This window comes from Candidatus Ornithobacterium hominis, from assembly GCF_900538215.1.
GTDB lineage: Bacteria > Bacteroidota > Bacteroidia > Flavobacteriales > Weeksellaceae > Ornithobacterium > Ornithobacterium hominis.
Map to the genome: position 1 here is coordinate 464,480 of NZ_UNSD01000002.1, position 21,348 is coordinate 485,827.

General features: G+C 32.9%; 20 protein-coding genes. 2 read left to right on the forward strand and 18 right to left on the reverse strand.

All coding sequences use genetic code 11. The features are described 5' to 3' along the window. Positions 1–4: 4 nt before the first annotated feature. A complete protein-coding gene (cysD, locus tag D5J18_RS02400) occupies positions 5–910 on the forward strand; it encodes a sulfate adenylyltransferase subunit CysD (protein ID WP_119057414.1) in 906 nt (301 codons plus the stop codon). A 94-nt stretch (positions 911–1,004) separates the two neighbouring features. Further along, positions 1,005–2,261 carry a sulfate adenylyltransferase subunit CysN gene (cysN, locus tag D5J18_RS02405; protein ID WP_119057415.1) on the forward strand — a complete coding sequence of 419 codons (1,257 nt, stop codon included), beginning with the start codon at positions 1,005–1,007 and terminating at the stop codon, positions 2,259–2,261. Between the two features lie 327 nt (positions 2,262–2,588). Here cysN and D5J18_RS02410 read toward each other — a convergent pair whose 3' ends face one another. The 18 genes from D5J18_RS02410 to rfbB all read right to left on the reverse strand — a co-directional run bounded on the left by D5J18_RS02410 (position 2,589) and on the right by rfbB (position 21,348). Beyond that, positions 2,589–3,746 carry a glycosyltransferase family 4 protein gene (locus D5J18_RS02410; RefSeq protein ID WP_119057416.1) on the reverse strand — a complete coding sequence of 386 codons (1,158 nt, stop codon included), beginning with the start codon at positions 3,744–3,746 and terminating at the stop codon, positions 2,589–2,591. Next, complete coding sequence (locus D5J18_RS02415; protein ID WP_119057417.1) at positions 3,743–4,765, reverse strand: hypothetical protein; 1,023 nt, start codon at positions 4,763–4,765, stop codon at positions 3,743–3,745. Before D5J18_RS02415 ends, D5J18_RS02410 begins: the two co-directional genes overlap by 4 nt. A gap of 31 nt (positions 4,766–4,796) precedes the next feature. Then, a complete protein-coding gene (locus D5J18_RS02420; protein ID WP_119057418.1) occupies positions 4,797–6,020 on the reverse strand; it encodes a hypothetical protein in 1,224 nt (407 codons plus the stop codon). Next, on the reverse strand, positions 6,020–6,544 hold the full coding sequence (locus D5J18_RS02425; protein WP_119057419.1) for an asparagine synthetase B family protein: 525 nt from the start codon (positions 6,542–6,544) through the stop codon (positions 6,020–6,022). The genes D5J18_RS02420 and D5J18_RS02425 overlap by 1 nt, the downstream gene beginning before the upstream one ends. A 46-nt stretch (positions 6,545–6,590) precedes the next feature. Continuing rightward, complete coding sequence (locus D5J18_RS02430; RefSeq protein WP_119057420.1) at positions 6,591–7,826, reverse strand: glycosyltransferase family 4 protein; 1,236 nt, start codon at positions 7,824–7,826, stop codon at positions 6,591–6,593. 8 nt (positions 7,827–7,834) lie between these two features. Then, positions 7,835–9,022 (reverse strand): glycosyltransferase, encoded by a 1,188-nt coding sequence (locus D5J18_RS02435; RefSeq protein ID WP_119057421.1) that lies wholly within the window; start codon positions 9,020–9,022, stop codon positions 7,835–7,837. A gap of 15 nt (positions 9,023–9,037) precedes the next feature. Next, positions 9,038–10,096 carry a glycosyltransferase gene (locus D5J18_RS02440; protein ID WP_119057422.1) on the reverse strand — a complete coding sequence of 353 codons (1,059 nt, stop codon included), beginning with the start codon at positions 10,094–10,096 and terminating at the stop codon, positions 9,038–9,040. Then, entirely contained in the window at positions 10,093–11,571 is a 1,479-nt protein-coding gene (locus D5J18_RS02445; RefSeq protein WP_119057423.1) for an asparagine synthase-related protein, read from the reverse strand. The genes D5J18_RS02440 and D5J18_RS02445 overlap by 4 nt, the downstream gene beginning before the upstream one ends. A gap of 12 nt (positions 11,572–11,583) precedes the next feature. Beyond that, positions 11,584–12,657 (reverse strand): glycosyltransferase, encoded by a 1,074-nt coding sequence (locus D5J18_RS02450; RefSeq protein ID WP_119057424.1) that lies wholly within the window; start codon positions 12,655–12,657, stop codon positions 11,584–11,586. Then, on the reverse strand, positions 12,654–14,141 hold the full coding sequence (locus D5J18_RS02455; protein WP_133298090.1) for an oligosaccharide flippase family protein: 1,488 nt from the start codon (positions 14,139–14,141) through the stop codon (positions 12,654–12,656). Before D5J18_RS02455 ends, D5J18_RS02450 begins: the two co-directional genes overlap by 4 nt. Position 14,142: 1 nt before the next feature. After that, positions 14,143–15,246, reverse strand: a complete 1,104-nt coding sequence (locus D5J18_RS02460; RefSeq protein ID WP_119057426.1) for a DegT/DnrJ/EryC1/StrS family aminotransferase — start codon at positions 15,244–15,246, stop codon at positions 14,143–14,145. Further along, a complete protein-coding gene (locus D5J18_RS02465; RefSeq protein WP_119057427.1) occupies positions 15,237–16,442 on the reverse strand; it encodes a formyltransferase family protein in 1,206 nt (401 codons plus the stop codon). Before D5J18_RS02465 ends, D5J18_RS02460 begins: the two co-directional genes overlap by 10 nt. Then, the gene (locus D5J18_RS02470) at positions 16,432–16,854 is read right to left on the reverse strand and encodes a sugar 3,4-ketoisomerase (RefSeq protein ID WP_119057428.1); all 423 of its coding nucleotides are present in this window, start codon (positions 16,852–16,854) and stop codon (positions 16,432–16,434) included. The genes D5J18_RS02465 and D5J18_RS02470 overlap by 11 nt, the downstream gene beginning before the upstream one ends. Then, on the reverse strand, positions 16,847–17,245 hold the full coding sequence (locus tag D5J18_RS02475) for a sugar 3,4-ketoisomerase (protein WP_119057429.1): 399 nt from the start codon (positions 17,243–17,245) through the stop codon (positions 16,847–16,849). Before D5J18_RS02475 ends, D5J18_RS02470 begins: the two co-directional genes overlap by 8 nt. Further along, positions 17,245–18,111: a glucose-1-phosphate thymidylyltransferase RfbA gene (gene rfbA / locus D5J18_RS02480; RefSeq protein ID WP_119057430.1), complete on the reverse strand. Its 867-nt coding sequence runs from the start codon at positions 18,109–18,111 to the stop codon at positions 17,245–17,247. The genes D5J18_RS02475 and rfbA overlap by 1 nt, the downstream gene beginning before the upstream one ends. Positions 18,112–18,145: 34 nt before the next feature. After that, positions 18,146–18,694, reverse strand: a complete 549-nt coding sequence (gene rfbC / locus D5J18_RS02485) for a dTDP-4-dehydrorhamnose 3,5-epimerase (RefSeq protein ID WP_119057431.1) — start codon at positions 18,692–18,694, stop codon at positions 18,146–18,148. Between the two features lie 284 nt (positions 18,695–18,978). Beyond that, complete coding sequence (wecB, locus tag D5J18_RS02490) at positions 18,979–20,097, reverse strand: non-hydrolyzing UDP-N-acetylglucosamine 2-epimerase (protein ID WP_119057432.1); 1,119 nt, start codon at positions 20,095–20,097, stop codon at positions 18,979–18,981. A 201-nt stretch (positions 20,098–20,298) separates the two neighbouring features. Next, complete coding sequence (rfbB, locus tag D5J18_RS02495) at positions 20,299–21,348, reverse strand: dTDP-glucose 4,6-dehydratase (protein WP_119057433.1); 1,050 nt, start codon at positions 21,346–21,348, stop codon at positions 20,299–20,301.

The window sequence follows — 21,348 nt, forward strand, 5'->3', positions numbered from 1 at the left end:
AATCATGACATCTTATAGACTATCTTATTTAAAGGAATTAGAAGCCGAAGCGATTTACGTTTTCAGGGAAGTTTATGCTCAGTTTGATAATCCAGCGATTCTTTTTTCTGGAGGGAAAGACTCGATTGTTCTCACACATATTGCCAAAAAAGCTTTTTCCCCAGCCAAAATCCCGTTCCCGTTGGTGCATATAGATACAGGACATAATTTCCCTGAAGCCATTCAATTTAGAGATAATTTAGTCAAAAAATTGAGCGTTAAGTTAATTGTAGGTTCTGTTCAGAAATCTATTGATGAAGGTAGAGTAAGAGAAGAAACTGGAATCAATGCCAGTAGAAATACTTTGCAAACGACTACGCTTTTGGATACAATAGAAGAATACAAGATTGATGCAGCAATGGGCGGAGGAAGAAGAGATGAGGAAAAAGCAAGAGCAAAAGAAAGATTTTTTTCTCACAGAGATGATTTTGGGCAGTGGGATCCTAAAAATCAGCGGCCAGAATTGTGGAATTTGTTCAACGGAAGGAAGAATATGGGCGAACACTTCCGTGTTTTTCCGATTTCTAATTTCACCGAAATGGATATTTGGAACTACATTATGGAAGAAAATATTCAATTACCACCTTTATATTTTGCTCATCAAAGAAACGTAGTTTGGCGAAACAATACATGGATTCCAGAGTCAGAATTTCTACAATTGAGAGATGGCGAAGAAATCGTGAGCAAGAAAATTCGTTTCAGAACTTTGGGTGATATTACCATCACAGGTGGAATTGAATCAGATGCAGACACTATAGAAAAGGTAGTGAATGAAATTGCTACAACCAGAAGTACAGAAAGAGGAAACCGTGCAGACGACAAGCGTGGAGAGACAGCCATGGAAGACCGTAAAAAGCAAGGATATTTTTGATTAAAGTTGAAGATGCGATGAAGAAGTCAAGAAGGTAAAGGCACGGTGTTACCCATCAACTTCCCCAACCACTAAACTTATAACCCCCAAAACAATGAACAATAAAGAACGCGAATTACTAAGATTCACAACTGCTGGAAGCGTAGACGACGGGAAAAGTACGCTGATTGGCAGATTGTTATACGATTCTAAATCCATATTTCAAGACCAATTAAACGCCGTAGAAGAATCATCTAAAAAGAAAGGATTAGAGCATGTAGATTTTTCCCTTTTAACCGATGGATTAAAAGACGAAAGAGCGCAAGGCATCACGATAGATGTAGCCTATCGCTATTTCTCCACACCTAAAAGAAAATTCATTATTGCAGATACGCCAGGACATATTCAGTACACTAGGAACATGGTAACAGGAGCCTCCACAGCCAATCTTGCTTTGATTTTGATAGACGTTCGCAATGGCGTGGTAGAACAAACCAAAAGGCACTCATTCATCGCTTCACTTTTGCAGATTCCGCATGCTATCGTATGCGTCAACAAGATGGATTTGGTAGATTATTCAGAAGAAGCCTTTAATAAAGTCGTAAAAGAATACGAAGAGTTTTCAGCAAAAATGGCGATTAAAGATATTAGATACGTTCCCATTTCAGCACTCCATGGCAGTAATGTCGTAGATAAAAGCGAAAAAATGCCGTGGTATCAAGGGCGAACCTTACTCAACACCTTAGAAACCATTCACATCGCCAGCGACCACAATTTTATAGACATGCGTTTCCCCGTACAAACCGTGATTCGCCCACATTCAGATGAACACCACGATTTTAGAGGATATGCTGGGCGTTTAGCCAGCGGAACGGTGAGAGTAGGAGACAAGGTATCCGTGTTGCCATCAGGCTTTGAATCTACCGTCAAAAGCATTCACATACACGATGGAGATTTGCAAGAAGCCTTTCCCCCAATGTCTGTAACGCTCACTTTGGAAGACAATATAGACGTGAGCCGAGGCGATATGATTGTGAAAATTAATAACAAACCACAAGAAACTCAAGATGTAGATGTAATGCTCTGCTGGCTCAACAATAAAGCTCCATTGCCAAAAGCCAAATATTACCTAAGACATACATCAAACGAAGTGAAAGCAATGATAAAAGAAATCGTTTACAAAGTAGATGTCAACACTTTACACAAAAACGAAGAGGATAAAGAATTGAAAATGAATGATATTGCAAGAGTAAGACTGAGAACAACCAAACCCATTTTTACAGACGAATACAGAGACAATAGAATCACAGGTTCTGTTATTTTGATAGACGAAACGACCAATGAAACCGTAGCCGCAGGAATGATAAATTAAATTTTATGGACTAGACTTTAGCTCAAAAGAAAAAGTCGTCTCAAAAAACGAAGACAACCGCCGTAAATTTTTTAAGCCTTAAAAAAATCTGTAGAAGTATTATAAAAAAAGTTGATCGAAATACTAAAAAGTTAATGTAATGTATTGAATATTAATAAAATAATAAGGATCTTAAGGAAAGTAAAAAAATAGTTTTGATAAATTATAACAATCAATTCTAAATATTAATCAATTTGTGTTTAATAGACCTATTCAACAATGTTAAAGTTAGCTTGAACTAAATGCATTAAGGATTCTGTACATGAAGTTAAAAAGCAAATAATGAGTTTATTTTGCATTCAAATAAAATTGATAGATTTCATAGATTTTTTGCCAAATAGCCTCACGTTTGTATTGGCTAACAATTGTTGGACGTGCGTTTTGTTGTAATTTTTCATAAATATTTTCTTCATTTAGCATGCGTTGCATCGCTATTTGTAGATTTTCTCTATCTTTTATAGGAACGATAAAACCGTTTATTCTATTTTGAATAATTTCATTGCACCCGTTGATGTCGCTCACAATACTGGGCAACCCCATAGCACCAGCTTGCATCACTACATTGGGGAAGCCTTCACGGTAACTGGGGAAGACCAAGGCATCACTTATAGCAAAATAGGGGCGGACATCGTTTTGCCAACCTACAGAAATAATATTTGGATTTTGATTGATTTCAGTTAAGGTGTTTTCATCTAAAGGATCTAAATTTTGTTCAAAAGAACCAACTAATAATAATTTAAGATTTTTCTGTCGTATTTTTGAAAAAGCAGTTATCAATTCATTAATCCCTTTATCTTTTACCAATCTTCCTACGAAAATAAAGACAAAATCATTTTCACTGATATTTAAATTTTTTTTTAAAGCCTTTAAAAATTCTTCAGAAAAATGATCTTTAGAAAAATAATTCGCGTCAATGCCATTAGAGCTACCGTTACCAACGATATGAAGTTTATTAGGTGAAGCTAGTTTTTCTTTTATAATAAAATCTTTCAAACCAGTAGAGTTGGGTAAAACCTTTGACGCACAGGCGTAGGTTAACTTTTCTACAAAATTGAGTATTTTTCTTTTTGGGCCAGAGGTTTCCATAAGAGGCAATCCAGCTACTGTATGCAAACGAATAGGAACGCCCGCTAATTTGGCTGCCAACATACCTATGATTCCAGCTTTTGGGGTATGTGTATGCACAATTTCTGGCTTTTCTTGACGCAGAAACTTCACCATTCGGAAGAGAGCTTTTAGATCTTGAGCGGGGGTAATGCTTCGGGTCATTTCAATGGGGTGATATTGAACGCCTTCTCTTTCAGCTATTTTTTTTAAATATCCATCTTCCCAGCAACTAACGGCTATTACCTCAAAATGATTAGCCATGTACTTTAATTGACCTTCTAAAAGTTTGTCTAAAGAAAGGGGAACAGTTGTAATGCGTACAATCTTAGGCTTTTTCATTTGAGTTTAAATGGGTTTTTAATCAATTGAAAGATAATGTGAATCTGTATTATGTAAATGAATGGCGTTACCAGTATTTTGGTTCTTGCAATAATGCCAAAGTTACTGTAAAGTTGTGCATATACCAAGGCATAAACCAAAGCTAAAACAAAAATGAAAACTTGTAAAAAAGAAATTTTAATCACTTTATAATTTAGAATTAGAAAGTAAGACCAGATTAAAAAAAGGCCAAGAAAAACCATGTTTTCTAAACCATAAAACCAACCGAGCAGATCTAAGCTTTCTGCTGCAATCGGACGAAAATAAAAGGTTAATAATTGCCAAGGAATGGAATATTCCTCCATAGGTACATAGCTTGGAGTATCTTTAAAAACGGTGTGATGAGCTTGAATATATTGCTTAATAGAGCTAAGGTCTATATTTTGAAAATTTGCTGTGTATAGAAGAGAATATATAGCAGCGATTCCGATTAGGAGGCCGCAAATAGCTACAATTAATTTGTTCCACCAGCGGGTAGGGTAAGTGAGGAGAAATGAGAGAACAGCCGCGGCCAAAATCATAGCAGCCGTATGAGGCCTAATAAGTACGATTGGGATGAAAAATAAAGCTGTAAACCACCAATTTTTTTTGCTAATGATTCGGTAGAAAATAAGACTCATTAATGAAAATAATATGGCTTCTTTGCCCACAAAAGAAGTCCATAAATGCAAAGAAGGAAAAAGCAACAAGAGCTTTGGCAGTTGTAATCTTTTAAAATCGGGGGTGAAATTAATATACTTTTGTATGGATAAATACCAATAAAAAATGCCCGTAAAGCCGATGCAGCTGTAAATTAAATCTCCGACCCAAAGAGGGATTCGTAGCAAATAAGCAGGCACATAATTAAGGTAAAGCATAAAACTATTGCCCATAGGGAATGGCTGATATTGTAACCAGCCAAAAGAAGTTTCTTTATTAAACCAATAAAAATAACTATCAGCTTGTAGCCCCAATTGCCACACGGCAATAGTGAAAGCCATATGATAGAAAAATAGAAAAAGGGGGAAATATCTATTCTTTAACAGGCTGATTAGCATAATATTTTTCCTTTTCTTTGGCTAGCCACCATTCGTATTTTCTGAATTTTTTGGTATTGGCTATACCTGCTATGGCAAAAAGAATAAATGCAGGTAAAAACATATTTCTTTCACGAATAATAATTCCTAAATTACTCATCACAGGAGCGAAAGTTAATGCCCCAATGAGCCAAAATAAAAATGATCCTAAAATCAGGAAATGAGATTTTTTAAAAGTTCTAAAAGGATTATTATTGAAGAAATTAAGAGATAGAGTTATCCAAACTAAATTTTCAATACTAGCGAGAAGAGAAAGTATATTTCTAGCATCAAAAAATAATGGACGATATAAAAAGGTTAAAACTTGTAGAGGATAGGGTAGTCCAGCTAAATCAATACCTGAATTTGCTTCAGAAGCTAATGCTTCTGATTTATGGCTACTAAATTTATCAAAGCTTTCTAAAGTTGCTTCTTCAATTTTTACAAACTCTAATACTTTTGACAATAATGGGAAAAAAAGAATAGATGCAAATAAAATAAGGAAGAACTTTTGATATTTCATCAAATTACTTTTCAATAGAAAGGCAACTCCAAATCCCGTGAAAATCATGAGTGTAATGTGTGGTCTAATGAAATACGAAATTAAAACTCCAAGCAAAAGAAGAAAAAAATATTTTCTAAAAGATAATAGACTGTACATAATAATACTTATGGCAAAAAAAACCAAAGTATCCTTACCTATACCGCCAGACCAAAAGTGGAAATTAGGTAAAAATAAAAGTGTAGGAAATATAGAAAAATTGAGTATTTTTACTCTGCTTAAAAACTGGTTTAAAGGGAATAATTTTTTGATGATCAAATATAAATATAGAAGACCAATATAGCCAATCACTCCGAAAATCATACACCCTGTGAAAAAGTCTAAATCTAGAATTTTGGAAGGAAGATGAGTGAAAAACAACAATGAAGCAGTGGCATTTTGTTCTAAAAACATCATATGAGCAATTTCTGTGAAATCATGATCTCTTGTTTGCTCCCAGTATCCAATAGCATCACCTCCATTTGTCCTAATATAAAGATAAAATATAAAGGACATAATCATATGGTAAAAAAATAACAGATCTAAAATACGATGATCATAAGCATTTAAAAATCTAAAGCGGTTTTTAAAACCATAACCAAAGATAAGTATGATAGGAACTATGATATAGTCTAGCATTAGGTGTTATTTTTTAGATTTTTGTAAATATTTTCATGCCATTTTTGGAAACAATAAAAAGTCCAAATCTTAAAAGTATGATCTTTTTTACTGTTGATATGCTCATGGATGATATTCTGAATGTAATGAGTGTTGAAAATACCTTGCTTGTTTAGATAGGAAACCTCAGAAAGGTACAATAACTCATCTTTTATTTTGTAGTACAACTGCAATATAACTTCTGTATCACTTTTGGTTTTGAAAATAGCACCTTCATCTATCAGCATTTCTTTTATGGCGAGATAATTATAAATTTCTCCATTAAATACAATAGATACTTGTTCATTTTCGGTACTGATGGGTTGCTGACCATCGTGCAAATCGATGATGGAAAGCCTTCTCATCCCCATTTGTACTTTCACTTCGTGTTTTTCATCGGTATAAATCCCTTCACTATCTGGGCCTCGATGAATAATCTGATTATTCATCTCGTGAATATTTGTTTGATAATGATTCCAAGAGATACTACCGTTGATGCCGCACATAATTCTACAATTCTAATTTACTCCTACTACAAATATAAGCCGTAATTTATAAAGCAATATGATTTTTATCCATAAATTGGCTGTAGGTTAAATTTTCTAATGCATACGTACTATTATTTCTATACTTTTCAAGATAGAAATCATTGTTATCAATTGCTTTTGATATTACTTTTGCTAAATCTTCAACGTTAGAAGGTTCAAAATACAAAGAAAGCTTCTCATCTTCATTGATTTGATGTACACTTTCAAAATCACCATTTATTACAATTTTATTGGAAAGTAGAGAATCCAAATATTTAAGATGAATTATCAAATGTGAGTATGGATTATCTTGATCTGGGCAAACGATGATTTTGGCTAAAGATTGGTAGATAGGTAAGTCACCATAAGGTGTTTTCCCTGTAAAAATTACTTTATCATTTAATCCTTTTTGTTGCACATATTTTTCACAATATGCCTTTTCTGGACCGTCGCCAACCAGCATTAATTTAGCTTTAGGCTTGGTTGGACTTAAAATTTCAAAAGCCTTGATTAAATCTAAAACCCCACCTGTTAGTTTAAATGAACCTGCAAATAGAATAATAAAATCATTTTCAGTGATTATATATTTTTGTTTAATTTGCTCAGCTAATGCCAAATTGATTTTTTTATTAAAAGAATTTTCTGAAAGTAAATTAGGAATTACCACCTTTTTTTGATGTAAAATTGCTGGATATTTTTCGCAGAAATAATCATACATTCTTTCGCTGGCATGAATGTTAAACAAAGCATTACTCAAAACTTTTTTATCCAATTTCTCAGCAACAGATTCTTTCAATTGGAATTTTAGGTACTGAAGGTTTCCTTTATTTTCCTTTTGATAAGAAAACTCTAAAGGTGCAATGCCATGAATATCATTTACATAATTCCCGATGATTTTGTTTTTATAAAGCCAATAGCCAATAGAATTATCTAAATATTCAAAAAAATAAACAGTATCGTTTTGATGAGAAGATAATAAATGATGTAAATGCACTTTTAAATCCTTAAATACTGAATCCAAAATAGGAATTAACCCTAAAGCTAAAAAAAACTGAAATTTCCTTTTATCTTTAGCAGAAATCTTTTTATTTACAAAACGATGCTCAATAGCTGGGTGGAAATTATGATAATCAGTTGCGTTAGAATAGAAAACAACATGATTGCCATCATTTGCTAAAGTATTTAAAAGACCATACATCCTGACAGGACCTCCACCTTGAGTGCTAAAATCATTTAATGTAAAGAAAATCAGATTTTTCATAAAAATATTCAAATCATTTTATTCAAAACTCTCAAATAAGACTCAGCAGCCGCTTCTAAAGAAAAGTATTGGAGAGCATAATTTCTTATTTCTTGCTTAGTTATATTGTTTTGATTTACAAAGTTAATAATTTCCTCCAAAGGAGGAATATTCTTGTGGTCATATAAATAGATTTCTGGAATTTCTTTTAGAATTTCTTCTGAATCGCCGATGCCTTTGCTTGCGATGGTAGGAAGACCGGCTAAAAGGTATTCGCCTAGTTTGATAGGAAAGACCCCTTGCATGCTCAGAGTAGGTTGCCGAATAGCAAAGGCAACATCTGCCGCATTCATATATTTAGCAACTTCTTCAAACGGAACACGATGTACAGTAAATTTTTCTTTTAAATTTTCAGGAATTAAAGGTTTTACTTTCTCAGGAGAACCAGTTAAAAAGATAAAATGTGTGGGCTGATTTTTTTCATAAGCTTTAAAAATTTCTATCATTTCCGTGCCGCCGTATTGTGGACCAAAAGAACCTGCATAAACGAAGACTTTAGTATCATCCGTTACATTCAGTTTTTTGCGGTATTCTTGCCGTATACGTTTATCTACATTGAACTGATTGGTGTCGCGTCCATTCAATACGCGATAAAATTTATTTTGATTTTTTAGATGATAGTGCTCCAAATGATAAGCAATTGACTTGTTGGAACGCGTCATCACATAATCCGCTTTTTGAATTATGTTTTTTTCTATGTTTTGTAAAAATTTATGAGATAAACTATTACGTTTCAATCCTGCAAAATCAATACGCTCCTCGATGGGTAACCCATCAGCATCAAAAATGATAGGTATATCTGATTTTAGTTGATTAACCATAAAAGCAGGGAAAAGACTCCTTGGCATCAGTATATCAATATCCCATTTTTTGATGTATTTTTTTATCTCTTTATGTCCATTGAACAATGCCCAAAAACTACCCAATGTAGCTATTGGCTTTCTTTGAATATGAGCGGAAGCATAAGGAATATTAAATTGTTTGGATGCTATTTGTTGGTTTTGTGTATTATCTGTAGGAATAAATTGCAAACAGTGGAATTGAAAACGAGTATCTATTTTCTGAATTTCATGAAAAATAGGCATAAACAAACCTTCCATATAACTGGTTTGAGGTCCGTCCCAAGTGATGAAGAGTATGTTTTTTTTATTGTTCATTTTTAAAAAGTAAACCTATTGATAAATTTTAATTAATTCTTGAATATGATGTTCTAAAGAATAATTATTAACGATTTTTTCATGTCCAGCGTTTCCAATTTGCTCCAATTGATATTTAGACATATTTATAATTTCTTTTAATTTTTGGTACAAGTCTTCTTCATCTGCTGGTTTTACCAAAAATCCATTTATGCCATCTTTTATCATTTCTTCTGCAGCACCTACTTTAGAGCTTAGCGAAGGCGTGCCGCTATACATTGCCTCTGCCAATGAATTAGAAAAGCCTTCAGAATGAGAGTTGAGAATATATAAATCAGATTGGAGGAGAAGTGGATATGGATCTGTAACATAACCAAGCATCTCTACAACATTCTGTAGGTCTAATTCCTCAATTAAATTTTTTAAAAAGATTTCTTCGGATCCTGTGCCAGCAATTTTTAAGCAAACATTTATATTTTCTTTGTATAATCTTGAAAAGGCAGCGAGCACTCCTTTAATATTTTTAACTTTTTCCAAGCGAGAAATCATTACCATCTGAAAGCATTTGTCAGAATGCTGTTTTTTATTATTCAGATGACTGAAAATTAAAGGGTTATCTATTTTTACCAATTTTGAGTATGGAACTTTATCAAGTTGATGAACTGCATCTAATACCAATTGAGAATTACCCACTACATAATCTGTCAATTTATAAAGGCTTGAAAAAATAATTCGAGCCATTGTGCTATGTTGCGGTATGCCAATTTCCTCGCCAATAATTTTTGGGATCCCAACTATTTTTCCCGCTATAATACCATGAAAATTAGCTTCAGCGCCAGAGGTGTGTAGTACATCAGGCTTTTCTTTCCTCAAAAATTGAACCAAGTTTTGAAGTGTTTTGTAGGAAAAAATTTTAGGTGAAATATTCAGATTGACGACCCGTTTTTGATTGGATTCAATAATCTTGGCAGCATTACCTCTTTTGTCAAAGCAAACAAATACCCACTCATTATTATCTTCCACATGTGAAATATTGGCTAATCTACGCTCCAGTCCACCATAATCTAGATAGGTTGAAAGTCTGATGATTTTCATTTGATAAGGTTTATTTTTCTTAAAAAATTTCCGCTTTTATTTCTAAGATACCTTAGCATGTACTCATTATAAGTTGCTTTTGTTGAAGATGAATTCCCTTCAACTGTTTTTAAATTCGAGAAATTAAAATTTTGGTAATCTAATAAAGTAGAAACACTTGCGAGCCAAGCTAACTTTTCTGTATAATAAAAATTATTCATTGGGTATTTCTGAACTAAATCAAAAAGTTTTTCTAAATTTTGATAATTTATTATGCCAGTATTCTTGAGTTTTTGAGTCAAAGTAATTTCTCTAATTTCGTCTAAAATGTCAAACTGTAAGATTTCTTTGTAACGGTGATGCGCTTTCGTATAGTTGTCAGTACTTCCTTTTTTTATTCCATATCTTAATCCTGTTCTTGCCCATGGAATATCCTTCAAATCAGTTTTGAAAAATTCTAAAAGATGAATATACAATTCATCATTTCTCAACGAGGTGTCTATGCTCCACATGTATCTAAAAGTATTAGGATGTGTAAAAAGTTGATAAAATTTAGTTTTTTTGGTTAGTAACTCCATACATGGATTTAGTTGTCTGCGCATATAATGAAGCTGATAATCAAATTCGTTCTGCATATACTTTTCTTTTGCAGGAAATAATTTATGATAACGATCGATATCAGACTGAATTTCAGACAAAGTATCACTGTACACTTCTTCAAGAATTAGGGAAGCTATATTTTGAATTCCTTGATTAATAGGTGCCAAATTTGAAACATGTACTCCACCGTATTCCGCACGTCCGATACTATCGCCATAACTTCCACCTATAATTATGTCAGCGGAAGTAAAATCCCTAACTTTTGGAATTGCATGTAAGTGCATAGGTGAATATTCACACCCATGAAGTGCGGTTTCTTTAATATTATTTAAAATGTCATTTCCATCAACGGTAAAATGGGTCCATTCCCAATTTAATCTTGTTGCAATTTTTTTTGCATATTGAACATCACGAGAGTTGGTTAATCCCCAAGTATAAGCATGCACATTAGGTGTGATTTTATTTTCTTTGATGAGGTAGTCTAATACCCCAGCTGCCATTCTACTATCCATTCCGCCACTTAACAAGATTCCGATTTCATTGGCGTTTTTGGTTTTTTCAAATACCTCATCTTTTAAGCGCTGAAAAAGTTCATTAGCAATAGATTTAGTATCGTTTTTAATATAATCGTGCTTGGGTATATCAGCTCTTTCCCAATCAGTGAAATCTTCGTTAGGTTTAGATAGCCAAGGAGTTTTATTTATCCCTTTAATAATAGTTCTATCTCCAAGTGCAAAATTTTTGTTTAAAACTTCTACAAATGTAGTTGGATCAAGAGTTAGACTTTTATTGAACATATTTAAAATATCTTCAAAATGTGATGAAATGATTAATTTATTTTTTTCCTTAAAAAAATAAGGATTATTGAAGCCTAGATTTTGGTAATTATTAAACATAAGTTTTAATTTTTATTGTTGCCAAACATCAACATATTTTTTCGCGACCTTTATGTGATCGTGAATATCTTCTACATATTTGCGTGATTCCATCCCCATTTCTATTATGTTTTTCCTATTTTCAATTAAATGAAATACTGCTTTTTCAATACTTTCTTCTGTAGGTTCCAAGGGAATCATGGGGGAGGATGTCAATCCAAATTCTTGTATACATTCCTTTTCTCCTCCACCCATTACAATTTTTCCTTTTGCCATATTTATTATGGCATTTACTCCATAAGATGCTGAATATAGTTGATCAATTACAACATTGGCTGAATCTAATACTTTCAAATATTCATTGTAGGGCAAACCACCAACCATCATAACGTTTATTTCATTAGGATATTTTTGTTGTAATTTATTTAGAACTTTTTCAATCAAAGGGGTACCTTTATCAGCACGGCTTTTTCCGTGAAAAATATTTAATTTATTTTGGATAATATTGTCAGTATAGGTTATTTTTTCTAAATTGATAGGAATAGGAATAGTTGGTTTTAGTTTGTCATATTTTTCCCTCCTATAAGGTTCCGCATACTCATACATTAACGGAATATAACCATCTAAAATATCCAATAAAAAATTGTTAAATTTTCTACCTTCGATACCCTCGCTCCAAAGTTCTTTATTTTCGGGGTTAATAGCTCTATAGATTTCTTTATATTTAAAATATTTTTTGTAAAAATCAGCAAGTTTGGAGTTTAATTGGGTGCCTCCAGCTCCTAGCATGAAAATTTTATGATTATTTTTTTTTAAATGCTTTAAAATCCTATAGTTTATCTTATATTTGATAGGGAAAATTCCTGGATGCATGAGTTGAACTACATCATAATTCCTAATCCTTTGAGAGAGAGCTATTAGTTTAGAGAAGTAATGAATGTCCTTGAAAACACCTAAATTTTTATTTTTAGTAAGGTCAATATCACGCTCAATATTTCTAAATCCGTCACCTGAAGATGCGACAATAACGTCATGACCTAAATATGTTAATCCTTCCTTTAAATTTTTGTGAACACCACTATACTCGCCTAGTAATAATACTTTCATTTTAATAAATTTAAAAAACGTTTTTTTAATGTACTTAAGAATTCCACTCTTTCGTCCAATTGATTTATTGCTATTAAACTTACAATAATAATAAACAAAGAACCTAAAATATAAGCATATATTTCCTGTAGAAAGATGTCGATTAATAGACAAGAACTAGCAAAACATAAATAAACTAATAATTTTTTGATTACGATTGATTGTAGTTTTAATTTATATTTTTTTCTACACACTACATATATCTGTATAAAGTATAAAAAATATCCAATTAGATAAGAAAAACCTAAACCTTTTAGGTGAAAAAAATTGTACAAGCAAATATTTAGGAGTAACATATAAATATTACTAAATATTTCATTCCAGAAGAAAAGCTTTGAGTTCCCTTTAGATAAAATTAAATATGCAGTAGAAACACTTACAGCTTTAAATAAAACACCAATTATAGCCCACTTAATCATAGGAATGATTCCTAAGAATTTATTTGAGTATAATAAAATAATTATCCAATTTATATGGATTAAGAAAAAACAGATAAGTGGAGCAGTGATAATCAGGCTTACTTCTGATTGCTGTGATATCAATAAGTTATATTTTTTGACATTATTGCTAATTGCAGAGAGTCTTGGAAAAAAATCAGTACTCATTGCGGTAAAAACCAATCCAACATAGCTATTAATAATAGCGAAACCTGCTGTATACAAACCAACTTCTTCAATAGATCCTAATCTTGCAATTAAAATACGTAGTAGATAAGAACATGCGATAGAAATCAATCCAGCGAGTGATAGCATAAAGCCTAACTGTAGCATTGGTCTTCCCTTTCTTATGGCTTCTTTTAGGTTTATGACAGCCTTTTTGATCTGAATATTTTTAGTGAAAAAAAAGTAAACGATATAATTGAATATAGCTCCTAAGATAAGTGCAGGAACTATACCTTCTTCTCTAAGCCAATAAAATAAGGGAATGGAGACTATAAGCATAGACAATGAGCCCCAAACGTTAGCCTTTGCTAATAATGTTATTTTTCTTAAACCTTGCAATAATACGCTTTGCCCTGTATTTAATTGCTCAATCAAAAGAACTAGGGACAAAGCTACAAAATGATAAGTGTAATCTCTATTGCCAAAAGTGAGTTCACTGAGCCAGGGAGATAAAAGTATAGTAACAATTAAGCCTAATAAACCTGTACCCCATATTAATCTACGAAATACCGAAACAGTTTCTGAAATTTTTTCAGGCTGGTTTTGTTCATTTGCGGAAGCGATATCTTTTACCGCACTTGTTCGCAATCCAAAATTGGTAGAAGCCTGAATTAATTGTATCGTGGACTGCAAAAGTCCCATTATACCAAAACCTGCTGGGCCTAATAATACAGCAACAACTTTAGACCGAATTAGCTGAATAAGGATATTAAATACCTGAACACCTCCGAAGATGGAGGTAGCCTTCATAATTTGGCGGTATGAACTTTTTTCTGCAGACAAATTAAAACTGATTTACTACTTCAATTACTTTTTTTACTTCCTCATCAGACATTATGGGGCTGATAGGTAAGCTTAATACTTCTTTATGGATTTTTTCTGTGATTGGGAAACTTAAATCATTCCAATCTTTATAAGCCTCTTGTTTGTGAGGAGGAATAGGGTAGTGAATGAGTGTTTGCACACCATTTTCAGTTAAATATTGCTGTAATTTATCTCTGTTTTCTGTGCGAATCACAAATAAATGCCATACGTGTTCCTTTTTATTTTGAGGTAGATTAGGCAGTGTAACCGCATCATTTTTGATGTTTTTTACATACTGCTCAGCAATTTCCCTTCTTCTTTGATTTTCTTTATCAATATACTGAAGTTTAACGTCCAGTACAGCTGCTTGAATTTCATCTAATCGTGAATTTAAACCTTGATAAATGTTCACATATTTTTTGTGCGAACCATAGTTAGCTAATGCTCGGATGGCATTTGCCAATTCAGCGTCATGGGTAGTTACAGCACCGGCATCACCCAGAGCACCTAAATTTTTACCAGGATAGAAACTAAAACCAGCAGCATCACCTAAATTTCCGGTCTTGATGCCATTCCATTCCGCACCGATAGCTTGGGCATTATCTTCTATAATCTTTAGATTATATTTTTGTGCCAAAGATTTTAATGCATCGGAAAAAACAACTTGCCCGTACAAATGAACAATCATAATCCCTTTGGTTTTATCTGTGATTTTATCCTCAATTTTATGGATGTCAATATTATAAGTGTCTAAATCAGGTTCAGCTAAAACAGGAATCAATCCATTGTCTGAAATTGCCAAAATAGAAGCGATGTATGTATTGGCAGGAACAATGATTTCATCGCCTTTTTGCATGATGCCAAGTTCTATATATCCACGTAAAATCAGACGCAAAGCATCTAATCCATTGGCAACACCTATGGCGTGTTTAGCTCCGATATATTGAGCTAAATTGGTTTCAAAATTTTTCACTTCGTTCCCTAGAAGATACCAACCGCTTCTGAAAGTTTGTAATATACGCTCTTCAATCTCTTGCTGGTAAGCTAAATTGATTTGTTGTAAATCTAAGAATTTTATTGACATAGTATGTTTAGTACTTTACTGTTACTTAGTTTTTTAGCATAGTGAAGGATATCATATCCATACGCATCTTTATGATTCCAATTTATCTCTGCACAGTTTTCTTTGATATATTTAAGTAATTGGATGTCATCTGATGTAGAAGCATTGGTCATTACATACATTGCAAAGCTTGTTTTATTATTATTCATTGAATTTTGATTCCATTTTAAATCTTCAATCAACCATTTTACGAAATCATACTTCCCGTTATATGCTGATATGATTAAAATATCCCATCCTTCTTTACTTCTCTGCTCAATAGGATATTTATTGGATATCATTTCCTTTACAAAATTGATATTACCTTCTTTTGCAGCATTAAAAAGTTCTTTTTGTCTATCTTTTAATAAACATAAATCATAATCAATAGTAGAAATCACTTTTTCATAATCATTTTCTAACTGTACAGTACCAGGCTTATCTTTGCTTTTCTGATTTAAAATTCTAGAATGATAAATTTTATTACCTAAGATAATTGGTAACTGGTAGGCTGGAAAAGAAAATGCTCTAATTTGATTATAAATTTCAAAAGCTGTTTTGTTTAAGTCAATGACAAGATTCTGATAATCAATTGTGGATTTTGAATAGTAACTTGCACCTTGGATAGGTTGAGGTGTTTCCGTATAATTTTTTTGAATTATTTGTACTAAATTTTTCTTGATTAAGTCTGTCCCATAGTTTATATATTTATTATATAACTCTTGCCCGGTCATCTTAAAATCAATTTTAAATGAAGTTTGAGCAATTATATTGCCTGTGTCAATTCCAACATCAATTTTATGTAAAGTAACCCCACTTTTATTTTCACCATTTATTATTGGAAGTGCAGAAGTGTACATCCCTTTATATGCTGGTAAAAGAGAAAAGTGAATGTTAAATAACTCCTTTGTTTTTAAAAGTCTAGGTTTGATGATTCTATCAAATTCCAAAGATAGAAATATTAAATTTTCAATAGGATAAACATCCTTTAGTTGAACAATTTCTATATTATTATTCTCACAAAATAATTTATAAGATAATTGAAAATGGTTCTTACCATTATCATTTTGATTTATGATAGAAACAATCTTATAATCAGCAAAATTATCTAATACATATTGAGCAATATTTATAGCAATATTATTTTTACCAGCAATACAAATTGTTTTACTTGCCATTTCTAAACTTTAAAAAATCATTATAATCTCTAATGTAATCACTTTCTGTGTATTCTTTTGATGCTAATACTAAACAAACACTTCCGCTTGAAAACTCTCTCATTTCTCTCCAAATTCCGGGTTTTATATGTAATGCTTTATCGGGGTGATTGAGGAAAAAATCTCTTCTTTGACTTCCATCATCTAATGTGAAAATGAAAGAACCACTTGCGGCAATTATAAATTGCTCTAATTTATAATGTGCATGCCCACCTCTTGTGCTATCCATAGGAATGTCATACAAATAATAAATTCTTTTGGTATCGAACGGGGTATTAATACTATTTTCTAAAACAGTAATGTTCCCTTTGTTTTCATGAACAATGGGCAATTTTACAATTTTACAATCAAAAACAGAAAAAGAATTATTCATTTTTTAGTTTTTTAAATTCATTAAAATCACGAATGTAGTCATTGTCGTCATAACCTTTATCAGAAACAATCAGTGCTAATGAATTGGTAGAGAAGTTTTCCATTCTCCTCCAATACATTTTGGGCACATATAATCCGTAATAGGAGCGATTAAGTGAGTAAGTATAATCCTTTTTCCCATCGTTCAAAACTACATCAAAGCTTCCTGATAAGGCAACAATAAATTCCTTTTGTTCTCTAAATGCATGCCCACCTCTTTCCTCTCCACCTGGCACATCATAAATCCAGTAAGTTCTGGCAATTTCAAAAGGCAATTGATTCGGGTGCTCAAAAAAAGATAAATTTCCTCTTTTGTCTATAATTTTAGGTAGATTGATGATTTTTGGCTCCATTATAAACTCAATAAATACTGTCCGTAGCTGCTTTTTTTGATGATTTCGGCGTTGTTTAATAATTGTTCTTTGCTGATGTAGCCCATTTTGTAGGCAATTTCTTCTATTGCAGCAATCTTTAGCCCCGTTCGGTTTTCTACTGCTTTTACAAATTCTGTGGCTTCTACCAAAGATTCATGCGTACCTGTGTCTAGCCAAGCATAACCACGAGACAGAACCTCTAATTTTAAATCTTTTTGCTCTAAATAAGCCGCATTTACAGAGGTGATTTCCAACTCTCCACGTGCAGAAGGTTTCACGTTTTTTGCAATTTCTACCACTGAATTAGGGTAATAATACAAGCCAACCACAGCGTAATTACTTTTCGGCTGTTGAGGTTTTTCTTCAATGCTAAGCACATTTCCTTCCGTATCTACTTCGGCAACTCCATAGCGTTCAGGGTCATGCACTTGGTAGCCGAAAACGACGGCTTTATTATTTTCTTTCACCATTTTCACGGCATTTTGCAACTTTTGTGATAGCCCAGCACCATAAAAAATATTATCGCCTAATACCAAGCAAACATCATCATTACCAATAAACTCTTCACCAATGATGAATGCCTGTGCCAATCCGTCTGGTGAAGGCTGTTCTGCATAGCTCAACTTCAATCCGATTTGTGAACCATCACCCAAGAGCTTCTTAAAATTAGGTAAATCATGTGGTGTAGAAATGATTAAAATCTCTTGAATGCCTGATAACATCAAGATAGACAGCGGATAGTAAATCATCGGCTTATCATGAATGGGCAAAAGTTGTTTAGACACCGCCAAAGTTAATGGATGCAATCTTGTTCCTGAACCGCCAGCTAAAATAATTCCTTTCATATTAATTTTTCACAGATTTAGATTAGAAATTTTTTTAAGCCTTTAAAAATTTAGACCAAGATAAGGCATTTTTATCTTTTTCAGAAATAATCGCTTCATCCGTAGCAATTTTCCAGTTTATGGCTAAACTTTCGTCAAAAGGATTTACCGAAACCTCTGATGCTTTGTCATAAAAATTATCACATTTATAAAAAAAAGTAGCTTTTTCTGATATTACGCTAAATCCGTGCAAACAACCTCTTGGTATGAACAATTGCTTTTTATTTTCAGCACTTAACTCCACTTGTACAACATTTCCAAAAGTAGGGGAGTCTCTCCTCGCATCTACGGCAACATCCATTACATCACCCTCTAAAACTCTGACTAACTTGGCTTGTGCGTAATTGCCCAGCTGTGCATGCAAGCCTCTCACAACACCATAAGTAGATTGAGATTGATTATCTTGCACGAAATTTGTTTTCAAACCAGAAAGTTCCTCAAAGCTTTGCTGATTAAAACTTTCAAAGAAGTAACCTCTTTCATCTTCAAAAATCGCAGGCTCAATAATGTAGCAGCCTTGGATGATTGTTTTTTCTATTTTCATAAACGTTAATTGAAATAAATTCAATGATGAAGCGATAAATGCATAGAGATATTAGAAATATTATTACCCTTAGTGCATTATAAAAATTATAAAAAAAGTTACTCCAAACACTGAGGTTTATTGCATTAAATTGATTATCAATGCAATTGCTTCAATTTTGGGTCGCAAGTTACAAAATAGATTTGAATGAACTATAAAAAAATATCAGATTCAGAAAACTTTTCATCACTAAGTATATAAAATAATTGAAGTAAAACTAATTGATTTATAGGTGATTAGTTTAATTATTTCATCAGTCTAAATTCTTGAAATAAGAGTTTAATTTCTTCTAAAATCTCCACAATCCTTTCTGCTGATTTTCCGTCCCATTTTGCTGGGATTTCACCTTTTTTCCAATCGTTTTTTATGATTTTTTGCATTAAAACTTCTATCAAGGTTAAATTTTTTCCAGCTAATTCATTCGTTCCAATGCTGATGGTTTCTGGACGTTCGGTGTTTTCTCGCAGGGTAATACACGGAATTCGCATTACGGTAGCCTCTTCGGTAATGCCTCCAGAATCCGTTAAAATGCCCAAAGCATTTTTCACTAAATAGTTAAATTCTAAATAGCCTAAAGGTTCGGTTAAGATTAAATTTTTTGGCAATTCAGCGGTGGTAAATTTTTTTTTGGTTCTTGGATGAATCGGGAAAACAACGGGAATAGATTGAGCTTTTTCGCAAATAAACCTTACCAATTCATTCAGTTGATGCTCTACATCTACATTAGACGGGCGATGCAATGTAAGGACAAAATATTTTTTAGGGCTTAAAAAATTTTCATCAAAAAATGTAGGTTTTTTAAATTCATTTTCAAAATTTTTGAGCGTATCTATCATCACATTGCCTACAAAATGGATGTTTTCTGGATTTTTCCCAATGGAAACTAAATAATTAGAAGCCTCTTGCGTGGTGGTAAAAAAATAATCAGAAATACTATCTGTTACCATGCGATTGATTTCTTCTGGCATGGTAAAATCAAATGAACGAATACCTGCTTCTACATGAGCTACAGGAATTTGCAGTTTTTTCGCCGTGATAGAACAAGCTAAAGTGGACGTAACATCGCCCACAACTAAGACCAAATCGCACGGGTTTTCGAGCAACTCACGCTCAAAAGCCATCATGATTTTGGCAGTTTGCTCGGCTTGAGAACCACTTCCGATGCCTAAATTAGCATCAGGTTTGGGAATATTCAGTTCTTCAAAAAAACTTCCACTTAGTTGATAATCATAATGCTGACCTGTATGCACAAGCCTGTAATTCAAAGCTTTACCTTCAGATTTTTGTTTTGAAATAGCGTCAACTATCGGAGCAATTTTGATGAAATTGGGTCTTGCTCCTGCTACAATCGTGATTTTAAGCATATGTATGATCGTGATTTTGAAAAGTTGGATAAAATTAATAAAAAAAATTAAGGCTTTAAAAATCTAAATTTTTTAAGCCTTAATTGAATTCTTAGTGCATGATTTGTTATTTTAATATTTAAACCTGCTAATCACTTACTAGTTTGAAAATCAAAGTAATCTAATTCCTTATCTACTTATTTACCAACAACCAATCGCCAATTAATTATACTGTTTCTTGTAATAATCTTGGTATTCGCCAGAGGTTACATTTTTTAGCCAATCTTGATTGTCAAAATACCAATCTATGGTTTTTTTCAAACCTTCAGGGAAGGTTACCGACGGCTTCCAATCCAATTCTTGATTGATTTTGGTTGCATCTATTGCGTAACGCAAATCATGTCCTGGACGGTCTTTCACGAAAGTGATGAGCTTTTCTGACGTGCCCTTTTCTCTGCCTAATTTTTCATCCATTTGCTGACAAAGTTCTTTCACTAAATCAATGTTTTTCCATTCGTTAAAGCCTCCAATATTGTAGGTTTCTTTGTTTTTCCCTTGATGAAAGATTAAATCAATCGCTCTGGCATGGTCAATCACAAACAGCCAATCTCTGGTGTAATTTCCATCGCCATAAACGGGTAAAGGTTTTTCATTGATGATATTATTAATGAAAAGCGGAATCAATTTCTCTGGGAAATGATTTGGACCATAATTATTGGAGCAATTAGAAACCACATAAGGCAAGCCATAAGTTTCGCCATAGGCTCTCACAAAATGGTCTGAAGACGCTTTAGACGCTGAATACGGAGAATTCGGGTCATAAGCGGTTTCTTCTGTAAACAAGCCAGTTTCGCCTAAAGTCCCGTAAACTTCATCGGTAGAAACATGATAGAATTTTTTGCCTTCAAAGTTGTTTTTCCATGAATCTTTGGCAGCGTTCAACAATATCATTGTCCCTAAAATATTGGTTTTAGCAAAAGCCAATGGGTCGGTGATAGAACGGTCTACATGAGATTCTGCCGCCAAGTGAATGACTCCATCAAACGGATATTTTTGAAACAATTTTTCAACAAAATCAGCATCGGTTATATCACCTTTTTCAAATATATAATTAGGTTTTTCTTCTATGTCTTTCAGATTTTCTAAATTTCCAGCATAGGTTAATGCATCTAAATTTACGATGGTGTAGTCAGGATATTCATTCACGAACCGCCTAACTACGTGTGAGCCAATAAATCCAGCTCCTCCAGTGATTAAAATTGTTTTTTTCAT